Below are 20,191 nucleotides of genomic sequence, written 5' to 3'. Positions count from 1 at the left end.
CGGACTTTTTTATTGCCATCGTTATCTTGTTAACTGTGGGAACCTGCGTGCCGGCGATGTTTTGTTGATCACACCGCCGCCGGCAAGCCGGTTGCTACAGGGGCTATAGCGGAAATCGCCCTTTCGCCGCTTCATCGCAGAAAATATCAAACAGCACCTGCGCCGCCGCCGACAGTTCATGCCCCGGTTTGGTCAGCACCCCAATCGGCCGCTCGATCACCGGACCGTGCAAGGTGATGCAATGGGCGCCCGCCTCCTCCATCTGCCCCGCGCATAACGCAGGCACGGCGCTGACCCCCAGGCCATTGGCAACCATCTTGCCTACGGTCGCCAGTTGATGGCTTTCCAACGCCACGGGCAGTTTCATCTGCAGGGCGCCCAAGTGTTCTTCCAGCATCACGCGCACTGTGGACGGGCGCTGCAAGGTAATGAACGGGTGTTGCAAAAGGGTTTTCCAGTCGACGTCAGCCACATGCGCCAAGGGCGAATCGGCGGGCACCACGGCGATGAAGCGATCCAGGTACAACGGCGTGAACGCCAGCGATGTTTCTTCGGCAGGCTCGAACGCCACCCCCAACTCCACCTGGCGATCTCGCACCATCTCCAGGACCTGCTCGTTGATCAGGTCATGCACCGTGACGTTCACCTGCGGGTAACGCGCGCGGAATATCTTCAGGATCGGCGGCAACAGGTTGCCGGCGAACGACGGCATCGCCGCCACCGTCACGCGCCCGCGCTGCAAGGTGAAGCGTTGGCGCAATTCATCTTCGGTATTGTCCCAATCGGCAATCAATCGGCGGGCCAAGGGCAGCAGGGATTCACCTTCCGGGGTCAGCGCGACGTTACGGGTATTGCGGCTGAACAATCGCCCGCCCAGTCCTTCTTCCAACCCCTTGATGGTCAGGCTCAGCGCCGACTGGGAGAGGTGCAACCGCTCGCAGGCGGCGGCAAAACTCAGGGTCTGGGCCACGGCGAGAAACGCACGCATTTGTTTGACGGTCATAGGAACGTTCCAAGTGACGAGATGAAAGCTGCAAGTGAAAGCGGCCGCTGACTATGCTTGAAGCTTACGGACTGAAGCTTATTGTGCTGTTTTCTAAATCAATCAACCTAAAAAAACAACTTAACAAATCAATCCGTCGGCGCAACACTCGGTTCATTGGCTGGCCCACAAACAATAATAGAGGTGCATATGGCAGGTTTCGATAAACGCGTGGCGTCCTACGAGGAAGCACTGGCAGGCCTGGAAGACGGCATGACCGTGCTCTCCGGTGGTTTTGGCCTGTGCGGCATTCCGGAAAACCTCATCGCCGAGATCAAGCGCAAAGGCACCCGCGACCTCACCGTGGTTTCCAACAACTGCGGCGTCGATGGTTTTGGCCTGGGCGTACTGCTGGAAGAAAAGCAGATCAGCAAGGTCATCGCCTCCTACGTCGGTGAAAACGCGCTGTTCGAGAAGCAATTGCTCAGCGGCGAAATCGAAGTGGTGCTGACCCCCCAAGGCACCCTCGCCGAAAAAATGCGCGCAGGCGGCGCCGGCATCCCGGCCTTCTTCACCGCCACCGGTGTCGGCACGCCGGTTGCCGAAGGCAAGGAAACCCGCGAATTCAACGGCCGTCCGTATCTGATGGAAGAATCCATCACCGGCGACTTCGCCATCGTCAAAGGCTGGAAAGCCGACCACTTCGGCAACGTCATCTATCGCCACACCGCCCAGAACTTCAACCCGCTGGCCGCCACCGCCGGCAAGATCACCGTGGTCGAAGTGGAAGAAATCGTCGAACCGGGCGAGCTGGACCCGGCGCAGATCCACACTCCTGGCATCTACGTCGACCGGATCATCTGCGGCACCTTCGAGAAGCGCATCGAACAGCGCACCGTCCGCAAATAATCTGCCCCCAGCCCGAACAATAAGGACTCATAAAAATGGCACTTACCCGCGAACAAATGGCTCAACGTGTCGCCCGCGAAATGCAGGACGGTTTCTACGTCAACCTGGGCATCGGCATTCCGACCCTGGTGGCCAACTACATTCCCGAAGGCATGGAAGTGATGCTGCAATCGGAAAACGGCCTGCTGGGCATGGGACCGTTTCCTACCGAAGAAACAATCGATGCCGACATGATCAACGCCGGCAAACAAACCGTGACCGCGCGTATCGGCGCGTCGATCTTCTCCTCCGCCGAATCGTTCGCCATGATCCGCGGCGGCCACGTCGACCTCACCGTGCTTGGCGCGTTTGAAGTCGACGTACAAGGCAACATCGCCTCGTGGATGATCCCCGGCAAGCTGGTCAAGGGCATGGGCGGTGCCATGGACCTGGTGGCCGGTGCGGAAAACATCATCGTGATCATGACCCACGCGTCCAAGGACGGTGAGTCCAAGTTGCTCAGCCAGTGCAGCCTGCCGCTGACCGGCGCCAACTGCATCAAGCGTGTGCTGACTGACCTTGCTTACCTGGAAATCGAAAATGGCGCTTTTGTCCTCAAGGAACGCGCACCTGGCGTCAGCGTTGAAGAGATTGTGAGCAAGACCGCCGGTAAACTGATCGTCCCGGACCACGTTCCAGAAATGCACTTCCAGTGAGGACAGATTCCATGCAAGACGTCGTGATTGTTGCTGCCACCCGCACCGCCGTGGGCAGCTTTCAAGGTTCGCTTGCGAACATCCCGGCTCCGGAACTGGGCGCCGCCGTGATCCGTCGCCTGCTGGAGCAGACCGGCCTGGATCCTGCCGAAGTGGATGAAGTGATTCTCGGCCAGGTGCTCACCGCAGGCAGCGGCCAGAACCCGGCGCGCCAGGCCTCGATCCTCGCCGGCCTGCCCCACGCCGTACCCAGCCTGACCTTGAACAAGGTCTGCGGGTCGGGCCTCAAGGCCCTGCACTTGGGCGCCCAGGCTATCCGCTGTGGCGATGCCGAGGTGATCATCGCCGGCGGCATGGAAAACATGAGCCTGGCCCCGTACGTATTGCCTGCCGCGCGCACCGGTTTGCGCATGGGCCACGCCAAGATGATCGACAGCATGATCACTGACGGCCTGTGGGATGCGTTCAACGACTACCACATGGGCATCACCGCCGAGAACCTGGTGGACAAGTACGGCATCAGCCGTGAAGCCCAGGATGCCTTTGCCGCCGCGTCCCAGCAAAAAGCTGCGGCAGCCATCGAGGCCGGGCGTTTTGTCGATGAGATCACGCCGATCCTGATTCCCCAGCGCAAAGGCGACCCGATTGCCTTCGCCGTGGACGAGCAGCCGCGCGCCGGCACCACCGCCGAGTCCCTGGCCAAACTCAAGCCGGCATTCAAGAAAGACGGCAGCGTCACTGCCGGCAACGCCTCCAGCCTCAACGACGGCGCCGCTGCGGTGCTGCTGATGAGTGCCGACAAAGCCAAGGCCCTCGGCCTGCCCGTGCTGGCGCGCATTGCCAGCTACGCGAATGCCGGCGTCGATCCGGCGATCATGGGCATCGGCCCGGTATCGGCCACGCGCCGCTGCCTGGACAAAGCCGGCTGGAGCCTGGGCGACCTGGACCTGATCGAAGCCAACGAAGCCTTCGCCGCGCAATCGCTGGCAGTGGGCAAAGAGCTGGAGTGGGACGCGGACAAGGTCAACGTCAACGGCGGCGCCATTGCCATCGGCCACCCGATCGGCGCCTCAGGCTGCCGCGTGCTGGTGACCTTGCTGCATGAAATGATCAAGCGCGATGCCAAGAAAGGCCTGGCGACGCTGTGCATCGGTGGGGGCCAAGGCGTAGCCCTCGCCCTCGAACGCAGCTGATTCAAACAGCAACGGGGGAAACCGCCCGCGGTGGCGAGGGAGCTTGCTCCCATTGAGCTGCACGGCAGCCCCCGCTGATAAGAGCAACACGGAAACGGCCGGGCTCCACGAAAAGCCCGGCCTTTTCTTTAATGCAAAGGGTAGGCGCTGACGTGCCGGCGCTCCCCATCATCCCCGGTTGTCAGTCCGTACGGGGCACCGCAAACACCGCGTTCGCCCGTGCCACCACCTTCTCCCCAACCTGCAGACTCACCGTGGCAAACGCCATCTGCCGTCCACGCTTGTGATGTTCCAAGCGCACCACAATCCACTCCCCTACCTGCACCGCGCCCAGATAGTCCAGGGTCATGCTCGCGGTAATCAGCGGCAGCGGCGGCTCACTGGAGAATGCCATCGCGTAGCCCATGCCGATATCCGCCAGGGTCGCCAACACCCCGCCGTGCACGGTGCCACGTCCATTGGCGTGACGATTGTCGGCCCGCAGGCCGATTTCCAGCTGCAGGCCTTCACCTCGGCAGTATGCCGGGCCGAGCAAATCCAGCAGCGGGCTGCTGCGGGGCAACGAGACAAAACCTTCGGGGACGGCGTGGCTGATCATGGCGGATTCTTCCTTGGGATAAGACCTGAGGTGTACGCCAGCGCCCGCGCAGCAGCCATCACCATCAGCTACGCAAATCCTTCGCGATGCTTTGCGTTAATCCGACAGACCGGCTTTAATCGCGGTCAATTTCCCCGCACACCCCAAGGAATTGCAATGCGCCATCTGGACGGCAAACCTCACGCGCTTTTATGGATTTTGCTGGCCGGCCTGGCCCTGGTCGGCTGCTCGCCCAAGGATCACTCCCGCGCCAACGTGATCAACGGCGAGCAAGGCCGGGCCGGCGCACAATTGGCCTATGAACATGAGTTGACCCTGGCACTGCCCGGCGCCCTGCTCGCACCGCGCATGCAGGCCACCCGCGAAGCCTGTGAGTCGGCTCGCTTTGGTGCCTGCAATATTCTCGGAATCACCGAAGACGGCAACGGCGGCGAAATCATCCTGCGCATCGCGCCGACCGGCGTGGAACCGATGGTGGCCCTGGCCGCGGAAGGCGGAAAGCTCGGCCAACGCATCACCACTGCCGAAGACCTGGCCGACGCTGTCGCCGATGTGCAACGCCGCCAGGACCGCCTCCAAGCCCAGCAGCAACGCCTCGACGAATTGGCCAAGCGCAAGGACATCACCGTCAGTGACTTGATTGCCTTGAGCAAGGAGCAGGCCGGCATCGAAAACGAACTGCAGGCACTGGCCCAAGTCGCCGCGGGCCAGCAACGCCGCCTCGATACCAACCGCGTCACCTTGAACTTCCGCTCCTCCGACGGCGCGAACCAGGCGTCACGCTTCAGCCGGATGTTCAGCAACCTGGGCGACAACCTGGTCGACGGCACTGCCGATGCACTGGAACGCGCCAGTTATGTGCTGCCCTTCGTAGTCCTGGCGTTCCCCGTGTTGTGGTTGTGGGTATGGCTGTGGCGACGGTTGGTCGTGGCGAAAAGATCCAAGGTGGCAGATCAGCCTTCTGTGAACAGCTGACCGCTTGTGGCAGAAGGACGTCGTGGCAGGCCTGGTTCTTTTTGCTAGTCAGGCTCTTGTTGCAGGTCAGGCTCTTGTTGCAGGTCAGTCTCTTGTGGCAAGTCAGCCTCTTGTGTCTGGTCAGGCTCTTGTTGCAAGTCAGCCTCTTGTGGCTGGTCAGCCTCTTGTTTCAAGTCAGCCTCTTGTGGCTGGTCAGGCTCTTGTTGCAAGTCAGCCTCTTGTGGTTGGTCAGTCTCTTGTGTCTGGTCAGGCTCTTGTGGCGAGCGGGCTTGCCCCGCGTTGGGCTGCGCAGCAGCCCCATCAAGCAAAATGCGGTTTTTCAGTTATCACGCGGTGCCTGTTTTGGGGCTGCTGCGCAGCCCAACGCGGGGCAAGCCCGCTCACCACAGAGCCGCTCACCACAGGGCCGCTCGCCACAGTGCCTATTACTGCAGGGCCGATCACAACAGGTCCACTTGCCATAGGGTCGCTATCAGCGCTTCATGCAGCGCTGATAGCGCTCATCGACCCTGTTGGCAAACCACGCCGTCGTCAGGTTGCGGGTGATCTTCGGGCTCTTGAGCACAATGCCCGGCAGGATCGCCCGGGGCAGCGGTTTGCCGGCCGCCTGATCAGCCAGGGCAAACACGCGCTTGTAAAGGGTGGTGTCTTCAAAATCCAACTGCTCGCCTTGCTCAAGTTGGCTGCGGATGCTGGGGTTGCGCATATCCAGCTTCGCGCCGAGAGAGCGCACCGCCAGCTCGGTGCTGCCGGGTAGCAACGAGCCGTAACGAATCAAATCCCCATCCAAGGTCAATTCGGTGCCGGTGACACGGCTGACAGCCGCTTGAAACGCGGCGTTGCGACTGGCGTACCAGCCGGCATTGAAGTCGGCAAAACGGTACAGCGGCTGATCGTAATTCACCGGATAACCGAGCAAATGGGCGATGCCGAAGTACATGCCGCCGCGCCGGGTGAACACTTCGCGACGAATCGTGCCATCCACCGTGTAGGGATAACCTCGCGCCTGTTTCTGCGCAAAATCGATACTCACCTGCATGGGGCCTGCGGTGTGCACTGGATTGAAGCCACCAAACAGCGTGTTGCCCAGGGGCACCACGCTGATGAAATCATCAAAGATGCCGCTGAGGTCTTTCTCGGTGCGCGCGCCACTCAGGCGTTCTGCGTAGGTCTTGCCGGTGGGCGAAGTCAGTTGCAAGGCGCTGCGCACCACAAAGGCCGGCACGTGCACCTTGCCGGCACGGCGCAGGATTTCATCCTGGGCGATCTTGCCCATGTTCGGCACCGGCGGGTCGACCTGATAAGTGGACTCCTGCTCGGTCACCGCCAGCACGGCGCAAATATTTTCCGTGCTGGGGTAGATCTTCTGGGTATCAAAGGCCGTGTAGATATCTTGGGCCCATCCGTTGCGGTCCTTCACGGTTGCCGGCAGCAGGCGCACGATCTGCGCCTTCACCTCGGCCTCGCTGCGCTGCGGCTGTTGCGGGGCGCGCGTTGTAGAGCAACCGGCCAGCACCAGGAGCGTGGTGAGGCACAGGATCAGTCGGGATGCGGACATGGGACTTCCTTGAACGACAATGGGCCAGCTAGCGCTGATATCGACAGGTAAGTCTATCCGGCGTTCGCCGCCCTGCTGCACTCGCCAGCAAAAGACAAACGTGACAGGATCTGTCATCGACCATTCGTACAAGGAGTTTGAATGCCATGCTGAGCTTGAATTTCCTCGTCACCTGCCTGATCGTCGTGCTGATTCCCGGCACCGGCGTGATCTTTACCGTCTCCACCGGCCTCACCGCCGGCAAACGCGCCAGCATCTTCGCTGCGCTGGGCTGCACGGCGGGAATCCTCCCGCACTTGCTGGCTTCCATACTCGGGCTTTCCGCGCTGCTGCACACCAGCGCACTGGCGTTCGAAGTACTCAAATACGCCGGCGTGGCCTACCTGCTGTATCTGGCCTACGCCACCTGGCGTGACCGCTCGGCCTTCGCCATGAATGACACGCCCATCGTTGCCACCCTGCGCAGCCTGATCATTCGCGGTTTCCTGCTGAACATTCTCAACCCCAAACTGACGATTTTCTTCCTGGCCTTCCTGCCACAGTTCGTCACCCCCGGCAGCAGCGCGCCGGCCTTGCAAATGCTGGTGCTGAGCGGCGTATTCATGGCGATGACGTTTGCGGTGTTTGTGCTCTACGGCCTGCTGGCCAATGGATTTCGCCGCGCAGTCATCGAATCGCCACGCGTGCAGAATTGGCTGCGCCGCAGTTTTGCAGCAGCCTTTGCAGGGTTGGGGTTGAATTTGGCGTTCGCACAGCGCTGAACACTGGCTGGATCGTGGGGGCGCCCAGCCAGCCACTGGGCGCTTGGGCACAAGCAGACAATGTTTGCTGAAACGCCCCACCCCAATGCCGGATAAGCACTACAGATATCCCTTAAAAACCGCTGCAAAGTCCCTCGCCTGATCACACAGTGCGAGGGATTGCAGATGTTTTTTTTCGATAGCCCCGCCGTTTTGGTGGGTGCGCCTTGATCAACGCCACCAGCCAAACCATCGGCCTCCTGCTGCTGACGGCCATGGATGCCAAGACGCGTGACGTCGAAGCCGTGCTCAGCGACTTCAGGCGCTGCCTCAATTCCTACGAAACCTTGGCGCAAAGCGTCCTCAGCTCTTCGGCGCTGGATGTCGAGCAGGTATTCAAGGTCGGCCGTGAGGTGGCGCTTGTCGCGCCGATCAACCGTTCGATCCTTCCCAGCAGTACCGTCGCCGCGTGCCAGGCCAACGGCACCTTGACGCTGGTGCACATGTTCCAGAGTTCGAGGTTCGTGCCCATCGGCAATACGCCCGTGATGTTGCAGCGTATCGACCCAAACGGCGGCCCGCTGGGGGCGCCCATCCATAAAACCATCGGGCCCAGCGGCATTCTGGAAGTTACCGAGTGCGATCGAAACCAGCAGTACCGCATCAGCTTCTACCCCAACGTCTCCCAAGAGCATTTCAAGGCGCTGTATGCCTCCTATCAATCGGTCATCGGGCCGCTGGAGGGCTGGCTGCGCAGCGAGTGGGACGCCACGTTTGCACCGCTGTGGGCGAACTACTCCGAGGCCAATTTCCTCAAGCGCTACTTGATGCTGCACCGAGCCTACGCCCGGGGATTTGGCAATGCGCTGTATGAACTCTGGGATTCCCTCAAGCAGCTGCTTCAGTGGCTTATGGACCCGCTTGCCAATGCCGAGAAGCTGCTGCATTACCTGTCCCGGACCGAACTCGAAAAGCTCCTGAACGTCAGCGCCGAAATCCTCGCAAAAGGCATTTTGGTACTCAGCGATGAGCCGCTGCTGTTCATTTACTTGTCGGTATTGGTCAGTTGGATGCGGATGATGCCGCCGCCGTATATGAACGAATTGCTCGGGGAAATCAGCGCCGAAGTACTGATCAACCTGCTGCTGGCCCTCGCCACCGGTGCGATGGGCGTGGCGATAGGCATGAGCGCCAAGGTCCTGGACGGCATCAAGTCTCGTCGTGCGCGCCAGTGGTTCAAACAGGTGGCCAGGCAATTTGGGAAATCTCGTGTGCAGGGCCATGTCGAGGCGGCCAAACCGTTGTTGCTGAGGAGCGCAGCGACGCCGATCAAGGTGATTCCGGATGTGCCGTTGAAGGCTGGGGATCAGCTGATTTCCAACCCGGTGCCGGCGGTTCGCGGCAAGACGCAGCGGACGACGTTGGTTCGGCAGGAGCATGTCGACGATGTGCCTGCTGCTGGCAAGAATCCAAACGGGGACTCGGCGGCGCCTGCGGATAAGACCGCCACTAACGGCTGTCCGGTGTCGATGGTTACCGGAGAGGAATTGCTCACTCTCACCGATGGCACGTTGGATGGGATCTTGCCGTTTGAATGGAGCCGCTTGTACCGCACCAGTGCGGTGGAAATGGATGGCGGGTTGGGGTTTGGCTGGAGTCACTCGTTGGCGCATCGGCTGAGTGTTTCCGGTGATTCGGTGGTGTGGACCGATCATGAAAACCGCTCGACCACCCTGCCCTTGCCATCTGTTTCTCGACCCGCAATCACCAATAGCCTGGCCGAAGCGGCGATCTATTTGGGCGCTTCGCCGGATGAACTGGTGTTGGCGCAGGCGTCGCGCTTTTACCACTTTCGCGACGGTGTGCTGACGGCTATCAGCGATGCGTATGACAACCGGCTGCGCATTGCCCGGGATCTTTTGGGGCGCATTGAGCGGCTGGATAACGGTGTCGGGCGTTCGCTGTTCCTGCGCTACGAGTTTGGTCGCATCGTGGCGGTGGACTACCAGATCCAGCGCGCCAAGGGCCATGGCCCTTTCGAGTGGATGACTGAGCACAACGTTGTTTCCTACGCCTATGACGACGCTGGCCGACTGGTCTCGGCGACCAATGCCGTCGGCGAACGCGAGGTTTATCGGTACGACGATCAGCACGTCATTCTTGAGCGGCAGTTGGCCGGTGGCGCGAGTTTCTTTTGGGCATGGGAACGCGCTGGCAAGGCCGCGCGGTGTGTTCGCCACTGGGCGAGCTTTTCGCAGATGGACACGCGCTATGCCTGGGATGACCACGGGCAGGTCACGGTGTTTAACGCTGATGGTAGCCAGGAAGTCTACGTGCACGACCAGCGGGCGCGACTGGTGCAGCGCATTGATCCGGATGGTGCCGAGCATTTCAGATCCTACGACGACAAAGGCCGGCTGACGGTCGAGCAGGATCCGCTGGGGGCGGTGACGGCGTATCAGTACGACGACGCCGGACGCTTGGTGGCGGTGTTTCCGGGGGACGATGAGCCGACGTCCTACGAGCATGACAATGGGTTCGTACGGGTGGTAAGGCGTGGTGAAGCTGCCTGGAAATACGAGCGTAATGATCAGGGCGATATCGTTCGTAAGACTGATCCCGACGGCAACGTAACGGACTACAGCTACGACAAGCAGGGACAACTGACCGAAGTTTGGTTTCCCGACAACAGCTGCCATCGGCTGGTGTGGAACGAGCGTGGTCAGTTGCTGGAAGAACAACTGCCAAATGGCGGCGTCAAGCGCTACCGCTATGACGATCTCGGGCGGCAGGTGGCGCGTGAGGATGCGCATGGGGCGCTGACCGAGTATCAGTGGGACAGCGTCGGGCGGCTAACCCGTGTCGTGTTGCCAGCTGGTGCGGCACGGGAATACAGCTACAACCCCTACGGAAAGATCACCTCCGAGCGTGATGAGCTGGGGCATGTCACCCGCTACGAATATGCCGATGGCTTGCACCTGATCAGCCGGCGCATCAATGCCGATGGCACTCAGGTCAAATACCGTTACGACAACGTGCGGTTATTGCTCACCGAGATCGAAAACGAGGTTGGCGAGACCTACACACTCGACTATCACCTCAATGGCCTGATCCAGCAGGAAGTCGGCTTCGACGGCCAACGGACGGCTTATGCCTACGACCTCAACGGCAACCTGCAGGAAAAAACCGAGCACGGCGATGATGGCAGTCAGCTGGTTACCCGTTATGAGCGAGACCACGCTGGCCGTCTCGTAAGAAAAGTACTTCCCGATGCCAGCGTCGTTGATTATGCCTACGACCGCCAAGGCAATCTCCTCAGCGTCGAGGACGGCCACTGGGCGCTCGCCTACGAATACGATGCGCAAAACCGCCTCACCGCCGAACACCAAGGCTGGGGCACCTTGCGCTATGGCTACGATGCCTGCGGGCAGCTGCAATACCTGCGTCTACCCGACAACAGTCGCGTGGTGTTCAAACACGATAAGGGTGGGCAACTGGCGAAGGTCGAGTTAAATGACCAGACGCTCACCACTCACCTTTTCGATGCAGGCCGTGAACACCAACGAGGCCAAGGCAGGCTGCTCAGCAGTTACCAATACAACGCTCAAGGACGTCTGTTCGCTCACGGTATAAGCGACGTCGAAGGCGCGATTTACCAACGCCAATACGACTACGACAAATCCGGCAACCTCACCCGCCTGCTCGACACCCACAAAGGCGAACACCACTACCACTACGACCCCCTCGACCGCCTGACCCGCGCCGACCACTCGCAGGACGTGCAAGAACGCTTCGGCCACGACCCGGCCGGTAACCTGTTGATGCAAGACCGTTCCGGTCCGGACATCGTCGCCGGCAACCGGCTGATGATCCAGGGCGACCGCCATTACGACTACGACGCCTTCGGCAACCTGATCCGCGAACGACGTGGCCGTGGGCACGCGCTGATCACCGAATACCGCTACGACTGCCAGCATCGGTTGATAGGTATCACTCAGCCCAACGGGCGGACGGCCAGCTACGGCTATGACCCGTTTGGACGGCGGATCAGCAAAACCGTTGATGACATAACCACGGAGTTTTTCTGGCAAGGCGACAAGCTGATTGCTGAGCATCATGCGGATCGCCATCGCAGCTATCTCTACGAACCGAATAGCTTCCGCCCGCTCGCCCTGTTGGAAGGCTTCGGCCCGAAGGACACCAAGCCCTACCACTACCAACTCGACCACCTGGGCACCCCACAGGAACTCACCGCCCCGGATGGCAAAATCGTCTGGTCCGCGCATTACCGTGCCTACGGAGAAATCAGCCGCCTAGACGTCGGAAAAGTCGACAACCCGCTGCGCTTCCAAGGTCAGTACTTTGACCAGGAAAGCGGGCTGCACTACAACCGCCATCGCTACTACAATCCGGATGTTGGCCGCTACCTGACGCCGGATCCGGTGAAGCTGGCGGGAGGGATCAATGCGTACCTGTACGTGCCCAATCCTACGGGATGGGTTGATCCGTTAGGGTTAAGCTCATGTCCAGGTGGAGACGAATGCAAGCCTAACGCTCCTCCTATTTTTTTGAAGCCGAGCGTTAATGAAGGCGCGCCCGCTCTACCTCAACTGGCGCACACTCAACGACAGACGAGAATAGATGAACTGGCAGAGGCAAATGCAAAACAAAAAGTACTGGATTGGGAGCAGAAATACGATATGCACTCGGTTGAAAAGCATGGCCCAGAGATACCAGACAACGCTTTAAAGCAAAGATCTATTGATGGAACAAATCCGACCACTGGGGCGAGAGGAACTATTAATTCCAGCTCCCAATTTAAAACCTGGGGAATGCAGCTCCACGCTATAAATAAAGCCATGGGTAGGATGCAAAGCGACCCACCATTTCCTACAGGTCTTGATGGAAGAGGTAACCCCGTGGTTATAGTCGAGCTACCGGGAGCCGGGCGAGGCTACAAACCTAACCGCAGGGACGTAAACGATCCTAAGTACATTGAAAACATGGACAGAGCGGAGGTCAGATTTGACAGAAACAATCCAACTCGGCCATTCACTGCATTCCCTAAGTGAGTAGACAATGCTGAAATGCCCATTCATGAATACTCCTTACACTCCTAATATTTCTCATATATTGGGAGCTCTATCGATTTACGATCTTGAGGAGACAGCTGGCAAAGAACTATGGAAGTACGACCCTAACAACGAGAAAGACCGAGAAACAATCATAATTTCTTTTATTCTGAAGGACCTCATGTATCTGTCATATAGGCATCGCTTCGTATTGATGTCTGAACTCAGAGATGTGTTGAACAACCCCGACTTTGACTTCTCGAAAGAATTCGAAAGCGATTACGACGAGTACATAACTATGGCTTGGGACGAAACAGAAATCGCCGACCCTAGAGGCTTCTTCGCCGATATCTACCGTTTAGCCAATAAGGTCTGGAAAGACGACCTCGAAAAAGCCAGCCTCGAAGACCAGTCAACGTGGTAACACCGCCACTCTCCCTGACAACCCAAACCCTGTGACGAGCGTTTGCCCCCACAGGGTTTGCACTGCCCTTAGATCCCAGCCAACGCCAAATCCATCGCGAAGTAGGTGAAGATAAGGTCCGCCCCCGCGCGCTTGATCGACCCCAAGGTCTCGCGTACTACCCGCGCTTCATCAATCGCGCCCGCCTGGGCGCCGAACTTGATCATCGCGTATTCGCCGCTGACCTGGTAAGCCGCCACCGGCAGGCGCGACGCCTCGCGGATGTCGCGGATGATGTCGAGGTAGGCTCCGGCCGGCTTGACCATCAGGGCGTCTGCGCCTTCCTGTTCATCCAGCAGTGATTCGCGCACGGCTTCGCGGCGGTTCATCGGGTTCATCTGGTAGCTTTTGCGGTCGCCTTTGAGCGCGCTGCCGCCGGCTTCGCGGAAGGGGCCGTAGAGGGCCGAGGCGAATTTGGTCGAGTAGGCCATGATCGGGATATGCGTGAAGCCGGCGTCGTCCAAGGCGCGGCGGATGGCCTGGACCTGGCCGTCCATCGCCGCCGACGGGGCGATCACATCAGCGCCCGCGCGGGCGGCCGCCACGGCTTGTTTGCCGAGGTTGACCAGGGTCGCGTCGTTGTCGACATGCGCGCCGTGCATCACGCCGCAGTGGCCGTGGTCGGTGTATTCGCAGAAGCAGGTGTCGGACATCACCACCATTTCCGGCACGGCGTCCTTGATGATCGAGGACATGCGCGAGACCAGGCCGCGTTCCTTCCAGGTGTCGCTGCCGCTGGCGTCGAGGTGGTGGGACACGCCAAAGGTCATCACCGACTTGATGCCGGCACGGGCGTAACGCTCGATCTCGCTGGCCAGTTTCTTCTCAGGGATACGCTGTACACCCGGCATGCTGGTGATCGGCACGAAGTCGTCGATTTCTTCTTCGACGAAAATCGGCAACACCAGGTCGTTGAGGGTGAACTCGGTTTCCTGGAACAAGCCACGCAGCTCCGGGGAGCGGCGCAGGCGGCGTGGGCGGGCTTGGGGGAACTGGCTGGTCATGGCGGTCCTGACTGGGTGTAAAACAGTAGAGGCAGAAAACAATGGGGCGAAAGCTTATGCCCGCAGGCCCCGGCAACACAAATGCCAAGGGCCCAACAGTGTATTGCGTGGGGCGTAATAATTTATTGATCTAGAGCTGTAGACGCCCCGCGATGCACACCGCGACGGCGCCACCGATCCAGATTTCATCGCCCTGGCGCTCGACGTGAATGCGCCCCGCACGCCCAATGGCCGTGCCCTGGCTGACCACATACCGCTCAGGCGCCAACCCCTCGCCGAGCAGCCATTGGGCAACGCCGGCGTTCAGGCTGCCGGTGGCCGGATCTTCCTGGGCGCCGTCGCCTGCGACAAAGGCACGCACCTCAAACTGCGCGTCGACGTCATCATGCGCGGGGTTGCAGGGAGCGATCACACCCACGGCCAGCCCCAGCAGTTGCGAAAAGTCCGGCTGCACTGCCAGGACTTGCTGGCGGTCGGCCAACATCACCGCGAGCCACCCCGCGCCGTTATCGACCCACTGGCTGCGCACGATAGCCCCCGGTACCAGGCCCAACCCCAGGCGCACACGCTCCAGCAACGGCGCGTCGACTGGACCTGAACGCAACAGCGGCGGCGCGATGAACGCCAGCTCGTCGCCCTGGCGCCGGATGCGTACCAGGCCGATCTCGCATTCCTGGATGATCTCCTCGCCGTGGGGCGCGCCCCCGGCCTGCAGCCATGCATGGCAACTGCCCAGGGTCGGATGGCCGGCGAAAGGCAGTTCCTGCAAGGTGGTGAAAATGCGCACCCGGTAGTCCGCCCGTGGATCGCGGGGCGTCAGCAAAAACGTGGTTTCACTGAGATTGGTCCAGCGGGCGAAATCCGCCATTTGCGCATCGCTGAGGCTGTCGGCGCCGAGCACCACGGCCAGCGGGTTGCCCTTGAGCGCGACGTTGCTGAATACATCCAGCTGCTTGAAATCGAAAGTCGGCATGGGTCAGCTCGGTATGTTCAGGCCACGGATGACCGCCGGTCGGGCAACAAAGCCGTCCAGCGCGCGCAGTACGTTAGGGAAGTCGGCAATGCCCACCAGGTCACCGGATTCGTAGAAGCCGATCAGGTTGCGGATCCACGGAAAGGTTGCGATGTCGGCAATGCTGTACTCATCGCCCATGATCCAGGTGCGGCCCAACAGGCGCTTTTCCAGGACATCGAGCAAACGCCGGGATTCGGCGGCGTAGCGGTCACGGGGACGCTTGTCTTCGTAGGCCTTGCCGGCGAACTTATTGAAAAAGCCCACCTGGCCGAACATCGGGCCGATACCGGCCATCTGAAACATCAGCCACTGAATGGTTTCGTAACGTGTCGCCGGGTCTTCAGACAGCAACTGGCTGGTTTTTTCCGCCAGGTAAATCAGGATCGCCCCGGACTCGAACAGGGCCAGCGGCTGCCCGCTGGGGCCGTTGGGGTCAATGATCGCGGGGATCTTGTTGTTGGGGTTCAGCGAGAGGAATTCCGCCGACAGTTGGTCCTGGGTCTCGAAGCTGACTTTGTGTGCCTCATAGGGCAGCCCCAGCTCTTCGAGCATGATCGAGACTTTTACCCCGTTGGGCGTGGGCAGCGAGTACAGTTGCAGGCGCTCCGGATGCTGTGCAGGCCATTTACTGTTGATCGGGAAGGCGGCGATTGAGTTCATCGGGAAATCCCTGTGCGCAAAGCCTCCATGATAGCCAGCTGTCACCTGTCCTGCATGGGTCATCAATGCGCAACATCCGCTGGCTAATATCCCGCATGGGCGAACCAATAGGCCCAGGCACACTCTTAAGTGCGCTCTTACGGTGAATGGAGGCACCTCGCTTTATCGACAAGGAACACCGCAGGACGCCGGATGCGTCACTGGGGCCGGGCTTGTCCGCCTTAATCCGAAGCACCGAAGACTCGACACTCATGACCATCAAGCCTCTGTGCCTTGCGCTGCGCCTCAAACGCTACTCCTACATCATGTTGCCGCTGCTGCTGGTCGGCGGCGCCATCGGCCTGACCCTGGAATCGCGCATCAGCAGCGCCGAACAGGTCGACGGCGTGCAAACCCTGGTATTCCTGCGCCACGGAGAGAAACCCGCCGGTGGTCTCGGGCAACTCAATTGCCAGGGCCTCAACCGGGCGATGAACCTGGCCACGGTATTGCCGGAAAAATTCGGCAAGGCCAATTTCGTGTTCGCGGCCAACCCGACGCGCAATGTCGAGGAAGGCGAGCTGGACAACTCCTACAGCTACATTCGCCCGCTGATGACCATCAGCCCCAGCGCCATCAAGCTGGGCCTGCCGGTCAACATCAAGTTTTCGGCGAATGACACCAGCGCCCTTGCCGATGAGCTGGTCGAGGACAAGTACCACAATTCGATCATCTATACCGCCTGGTCCCACGGCTACCTGCCGGAGTTGATCAACAAAGTGGCCAGCGAGGCCTCGGGCGAAAAACACACCATCACCGACGACTGGTCGGGCAGCGACTATGACTCGCTGTACGTGCTGACATTGACCTGGCACAACGGCAAGGCCTCGCTGCTGAGCCGCAACTATAAACAGGGCCTGGACAACGGCGAAGAGACCTGCCCGCTCCCCACGCAGGTGAGCGCCGATAGCTGAGGGCGTATGATGCGCCGCTATTGACTCATCTGCGGATCATCCCCATGCCCAACCTCACCTCCTCCCAGCCCTCCCGGGGTTGGTCTTTCTGGTGGAAACCAGCGCTGTTCCTGCTGGTCGCCTGTGTCGGCCTCTACTACGTGAAGTGGTCGCCCTACTACCTCAAGGCGTTTGTGGCCGCGGATAACCACAACATCGGCGCCTCGATCCTCAATGACCAGCAAAGCTCGCCGCTGGCGGCAGCGCTGGCGTATGCCCAAGTGTATTTCCTGGCGATCTGGAAAGCCGCCGTATTGGCGGTGATCCTCGGCTCGCTGCTGCAGGTGCTGATCCCCCGCGACTGGTTGCTGCGCCTGTTTGGCCGCGCCGGGCTGGGATCGACCCTGCGCGGCGGGCTGTTCGCCTTGCCGGGGATGATGTGCAGTTGCTGCGCGGCACCGGTCGCGGCGGGCATGCGCCGCCAGCAGGTGTCGGTGGGCGCGGCGCTGGCGTTCTGGATCGCCAACCCGGTACTCAACCCGGCGACGCTGGTGTTCATGGGCTTTGTACTCGGCTGGGGCTTTACCGCCTTGCGGCTGGTGGCTGGCATTGTGCTGGTGGTCGGTGTGTCGCTGGTGGCGCAGCGCATTGCACGGCCGGACCAGGTGCCGGAAGCGGCACTGGAGGCAGTCGCCGACGTCAGCCAGGCGGATGCGCAGCCTTTCCTCGGGCGCTGGCTGAGCACCCTGTGGCAGCTGTTCTGGAGCACCATCCCGGTGTATATCCTCGCGGTGCTGGTGCTGGGCGCGGCGCGAGTGTGGCTGTTCCCGCATGTGGACGGCGCCATGGCCAACAGCCTGGTGTGGCTGGTGCCGCTGGCGATTGTCGGCACGCTATTCGTGATTCCCACCGCTGCCGAGATTCCCATCGTCCAAACCATGATGACCCTGGGCATGGGCACCGGCCCAGCCGTGGCCCTGCTGATGACCTTGCCGAGCGTGAGCCTGCCGTCGCTGTTGATGCTGCGCAAGGATTTCGACGCGCGAGTGCTGGTGACGGTGGCCGGGCTGACCATGCTCGTGGGGGTGGTATGCGGCTTGATTGGAGCGGTGATTCTTTAGCGTCTGAATGAAGCGCGAGCAGGCCCGCGCCTACATTTGACGGTGGTTACCCTGGAGGAACCCGGTCAAATGTGGGTGCAGGCTTGCTCGCGAACAGGCTTCTACCCGCCCTTTATTCGCGTCTGGCAACCCGTTCGCGCAGATACTCCAGCACCGCGCCCTGCTCCCCCGCAAACTCGATCCGCGCGCCTTTGCTTTCGCGCTGGAAGGCGTACATCGGGTCGTAATACTCGCGCAGCAAACACTCGATCCACACCCTGTGCAACTCCACGGCGCCACTGCGCACCTGTTCCGCCAGCGCCTCTTGCATGATCACCTGCAAGCGCTGGGAACGCTCACCGCCCAGGCGCTTGTGGATATTGGCCAGGCTCTGCGTCAGGCGCTCGGCAAACAATGCCTGGCCCTGCTCGCCAAACACCGCGATAAATTCCGCGCACAGGTCGACGACATAATCGCGCAGGATCCGCTGGACGCGGCCTTCGACGCTGTCCTCCAACCACACCATCGCAAAGGTCTGCATGCCCTTGTGCAACGGTAATGGCAGCGCGCAACTGCCGATCATGCGGCTTTCGTCCTCGACGACAAATTGCTCGATGCCCGCCGCGCGTTTTTTCAACAGGTCCACTGCCAGGCGGTTTTCGAAGTCGATGTTGGACGGTTGCGCCGTGGCCCGCTTGCCGAAGCTGGAACCCCGGTGGTTGGCGTGGCCTTCCAGGTCCAGTGCATTGCGCAATTGGCCGAGGACTTCGGTCTTGCCGGTGCCGGTCATGCCGCCGAGCAACACGAAATCACACTGGGCCGCCGCCTGGTCAAGGGTCTCCAGCAGAAAGGTGCGCATGGCCTTGTAGCCACCGCCGACGCGCGGGTAATCGATGCCAGCGTCGGTTTTCAGCCATTGCTGCACGATCTGCGAGCGCAGCCCGCCACGAAAGCAATACAGGTAGCCGTCCGGATTGGCCTGGGCAAACCGCGCCCAGTGCTCGATACGCTCGGCCTTGATCGCGCCCGATACCAGCTCATGCCCCAACACGATGGCGGCTTGCTGGCCCTGCTGCTTGTAGCAGGTGCCGACGCGCTGGCGCTCGTCATCGGTCATCAGCGGCAGGTTGATCACGCCGGGAAAGGCACCCTTGACGAATTCAACCGGCGCGCGGGTGTCCATCATCGGCCGGTCGTTGAGGAAGATGTCGCGGTAGTCGGTGATGTCAGTCGCCATCAAAACACCTCTACCGCGTGGGTCTGTCGCTCAACCAGTGTACCGATCGGCTCAAGGCTCAGGCCGAGTTCGGCGGCCACGGTGTGGAATTGCACGTCACCTTCCGGGGTTACCGCGATCAGCAGGCCGCCGCTGGTCTGCGGGTCGCACAGCACGCGCTTGTGCAACTCCTGCAAGCGTCCGATCTTGCTTGAGTAGCTGTCGAAGTTACGCAAGGTGCCGCCAGGCATGCAGCCCTGGTCCAGGTAGTCCTCGATCCCCGGCAGGCGTGGGACTTTGGCGTATTCGATGCGCGCCGTTACGCCGCTGCCGTCAGCCATTTCCACCAAGTGGCCCAACAGGCCGAAACCGGTGACATCGGTCATGGCGGTCACTCCCGCCAACTTGCCGAAGCGGCTGCCCGGCTTGTTCAGCGTGCACATCCAGTCACGGGCCAGGCCGATATCCGCCTCGCGCAACTTGCCCTTCTTTTCGGCAGTGGTGAGGATGCCGATGCCCAGCGGCTTGGTCAGGTACAGGCGGCAGCCGACGGTGGCGGTGTCGTTGCGTTTCATATGGCGTTTTTGCACGAGGCCGGTCACGGCCAGGCCGAAGATCGGCTCAGGTGCGTCGATGGAGTGTCCACCCGCCAGCGGAATCCCGGCTTCGTCGCACACCGAGCGACCGCCACGGATCACTTCGCGGGCGATCTCCGGCGCCAGCACATTCACTGGCCAGCCAAGAATCGCGATAGCCATCAACGGATCGCCGCCCATGGCGTAGATGTCGCTGATCGCGTTGGTCGCGGCGATCCGGCCGAAGTCGAAGGGGTCATCGACAATCGGCATGAAAAAGTCGGTGGTGGACACTACGCCGCGCTCGTCGTCGATGGCATACACCGCCGCGTCGTCGCGGGAGGCGTTGCCCACCCACAGGTTGGGGTCGAGGTTCTGCGCACCGCTGCCGGCGAGGATCACTTCCAGCACCTGCGGCGAAATCTTGCAGCCACACCCGGCGCCGTGGCTGTACTGGGTAAGGCGAATCGGCTCGTTCATGGTGGACCTCAATCTATCAAGTGG

At 60.8% G+C, this 20,191-nt stretch carries 17 protein-coding genes; 9 read left to right on the top strand and 8 right to left on the bottom strand.

Translation table 11 applies throughout. The features are described from left to right. Positions 1–103: 103 nt before the first annotated feature. A complete protein-coding gene (locus JFU04_RS09540) occupies positions 104–1,003 on the bottom strand; it encodes a LysR family transcriptional regulator (RefSeq protein WP_065905549.1) in 900 nt (299 codons plus the stop codon). Between the two features lie 189 nt (positions 1,004–1,192). Here JFU04_RS09540 and JFU04_RS09535 point away from each other — a divergent pair, with 189 nt between their 5' ends. The 3 genes from JFU04_RS09535 to JFU04_RS09525 are packed head-to-tail and all read left to right on the top strand — an operon-like array spanning position 1,193 to position 3,779. Continuing rightward, positions 1,193–1,891, top strand: a complete 699-nt coding sequence (locus tag JFU04_RS09535) for a CoA transferase subunit A (protein ID WP_010211319.1) — start codon at positions 1,193–1,195, stop codon at positions 1,889–1,891. 35 nt (positions 1,892–1,926) lie between these two features. Next, complete coding sequence (locus JFU04_RS09530) at positions 1,927–2,586, top strand: CoA transferase subunit B (protein ID WP_003211625.1); 660 nt, start codon at positions 1,927–1,929, stop codon at positions 2,584–2,586. A gap of 11 nt (positions 2,587–2,597) precedes the next feature. Further along, positions 2,598–3,779 carry an acetyl-CoA C-acetyltransferase gene (locus JFU04_RS09525; protein ID WP_065905547.1) on the top strand — a complete coding sequence of 394 codons (1,182 nt, stop codon included), beginning with the start codon at positions 2,598–2,600 and terminating at the stop codon, positions 3,777–3,779. 181 nt (positions 3,780–3,960) lie between these two features. Here the strand turns inward: JFU04_RS09525 and JFU04_RS09520 are convergent, their stop codons facing one another. Beyond that, a complete protein-coding gene (locus tag JFU04_RS09520) occupies positions 3,961–4,377 on the bottom strand; it encodes a PaaI family thioesterase (protein WP_065905546.1) in 417 nt (138 codons plus the stop codon). A 156-nt stretch (positions 4,378–4,533) separates the two neighbouring features. Here JFU04_RS09520 and JFU04_RS09515 point away from each other — a divergent pair, with 156 nt between their 5' ends. Then, positions 4,534–5,352, top strand: a complete 819-nt coding sequence (locus JFU04_RS09515) for a DUF4349 domain-containing protein (RefSeq protein ID WP_201143925.1) — start codon at positions 4,534–4,536, stop codon at positions 5,350–5,352. 472 nt (positions 5,353–5,824) lie between these two features. Here JFU04_RS09515 and JFU04_RS09510 read toward each other — a convergent pair whose 3' ends face one another. Continuing rightward, a complete protein-coding gene (locus JFU04_RS09510; protein WP_065905544.1) occupies positions 5,825–6,910 on the bottom strand; it encodes a DUF1615 domain-containing protein in 1,086 nt (361 codons plus the stop codon). Between the two features lie 146 nt (positions 6,911–7,056). On the opposite strand from JFU04_RS09510, the gene JFU04_RS09505 reads away from it, so the two are divergent. From JFU04_RS09505 to JFU04_RS09495, 3 genes are all read left to right on the top strand, one after another. After that, positions 7,057–7,671: a LysE family translocator gene (locus JFU04_RS09505; RefSeq protein ID WP_120448089.1), complete on the top strand. Its 615-nt coding sequence runs from the start codon at positions 7,057–7,059 to the stop codon at positions 7,669–7,671. Positions 7,672–7,925: 254 nt separating this feature from the next. Beyond that, positions 7,926–12,722, top strand: a complete 4,797-nt coding sequence (locus JFU04_RS09500) for an RHS repeat-associated core domain-containing protein (RefSeq protein ID WP_201146358.1) — start codon at positions 7,926–7,928, stop codon at positions 12,720–12,722. Between the two features lie 7 nt (positions 12,723–12,729). Beyond that, positions 12,730–13,146: a hypothetical protein gene (locus tag JFU04_RS09495; RefSeq protein ID WP_201143924.1), complete on the top strand. Its 417-nt coding sequence runs from the start codon at positions 12,730–12,732 to the stop codon at positions 13,144–13,146. Positions 13,147–13,214: 68 nt separating this feature from the next. Here the strand turns inward: JFU04_RS09495 and hemB are convergent, their stop codons facing one another. From hemB to JFU04_RS09480, 3 genes are all read right to left on the bottom strand, one after another. Further along, positions 13,215–14,189 (bottom strand): porphobilinogen synthase, encoded by a 975-nt coding sequence (hemB, locus tag JFU04_RS09490; RefSeq protein WP_201143923.1) that lies wholly within the window; start codon positions 14,187–14,189, stop codon positions 13,215–13,217. A 130-nt stretch (positions 14,190–14,319) separates the two neighbouring features. Then, positions 14,320–15,162 carry a PhzF family phenazine biosynthesis protein gene (locus tag JFU04_RS09485; protein ID WP_201143922.1) on the bottom strand — a complete coding sequence of 281 codons (843 nt, stop codon included), beginning with the start codon at positions 15,160–15,162 and terminating at the stop codon, positions 14,320–14,322. A 3-nt stretch (positions 15,163–15,165) separates the two neighbouring features. Next, entirely contained in the window at positions 15,166–15,864 is a 699-nt protein-coding gene (locus tag JFU04_RS09480; RefSeq protein WP_120448086.1) for a glutathione S-transferase N-terminal domain-containing protein, read from the bottom strand. Between the two features lie 251 nt (positions 15,865–16,115). Between JFU04_RS09480 and JFU04_RS09475 the strand changes: the two genes are divergently transcribed. Both JFU04_RS09475 and JFU04_RS09470 read left to right on the top strand, forming a co-directional pair. Then, positions 16,116–16,817, top strand: a complete 702-nt coding sequence (locus JFU04_RS09475) for a histidine phosphatase family protein (RefSeq protein WP_120448085.1) — start codon at positions 16,116–16,118, stop codon at positions 16,815–16,817. Positions 16,818–16,861: 44 nt separating this feature from the next. Beyond that, positions 16,862–17,917: a permease gene (locus JFU04_RS09470; protein ID WP_120448084.1), complete on the top strand. Its 1,056-nt coding sequence runs from the start codon at positions 16,862–16,864 to the stop codon at positions 17,915–17,917. Between the two features lie 112 nt (positions 17,918–18,029). Here the strand turns inward: JFU04_RS09470 and mnmH are convergent, their stop codons facing one another. Next, complete coding sequence (gene mnmH, locus JFU04_RS09465) at positions 18,030–19,133, bottom strand: tRNA 2-selenouridine(34) synthase MnmH (protein WP_201143921.1); 1,104 nt, start codon at positions 19,131–19,133, stop codon at positions 18,030–18,032. Next, entirely contained in the window at positions 19,133–20,167 is a 1,035-nt protein-coding gene (gene selD, locus JFU04_RS09460) for a selenide, water dikinase SelD (protein ID WP_201143920.1), read from the bottom strand. Before selD ends, mnmH begins: the two co-directional genes overlap by 1 nt. Positions 20,168–20,191: the final 24 nt, after the last annotated feature.

It is taken from the genome of Pseudomonas sp. TH21, assembly GCF_016651025.1.
Taxonomy (GTDB): Bacteria; Pseudomonadota; Gammaproteobacteria; order Pseudomonadales; family Pseudomonadaceae; genus Aquipseudomonas; species Aquipseudomonas aylmerensis.
The sequence above is the reverse complement of the archived record's forward strand: the minus strand, read 5'-3'. Positions and strand labels throughout refer to the sequence as shown.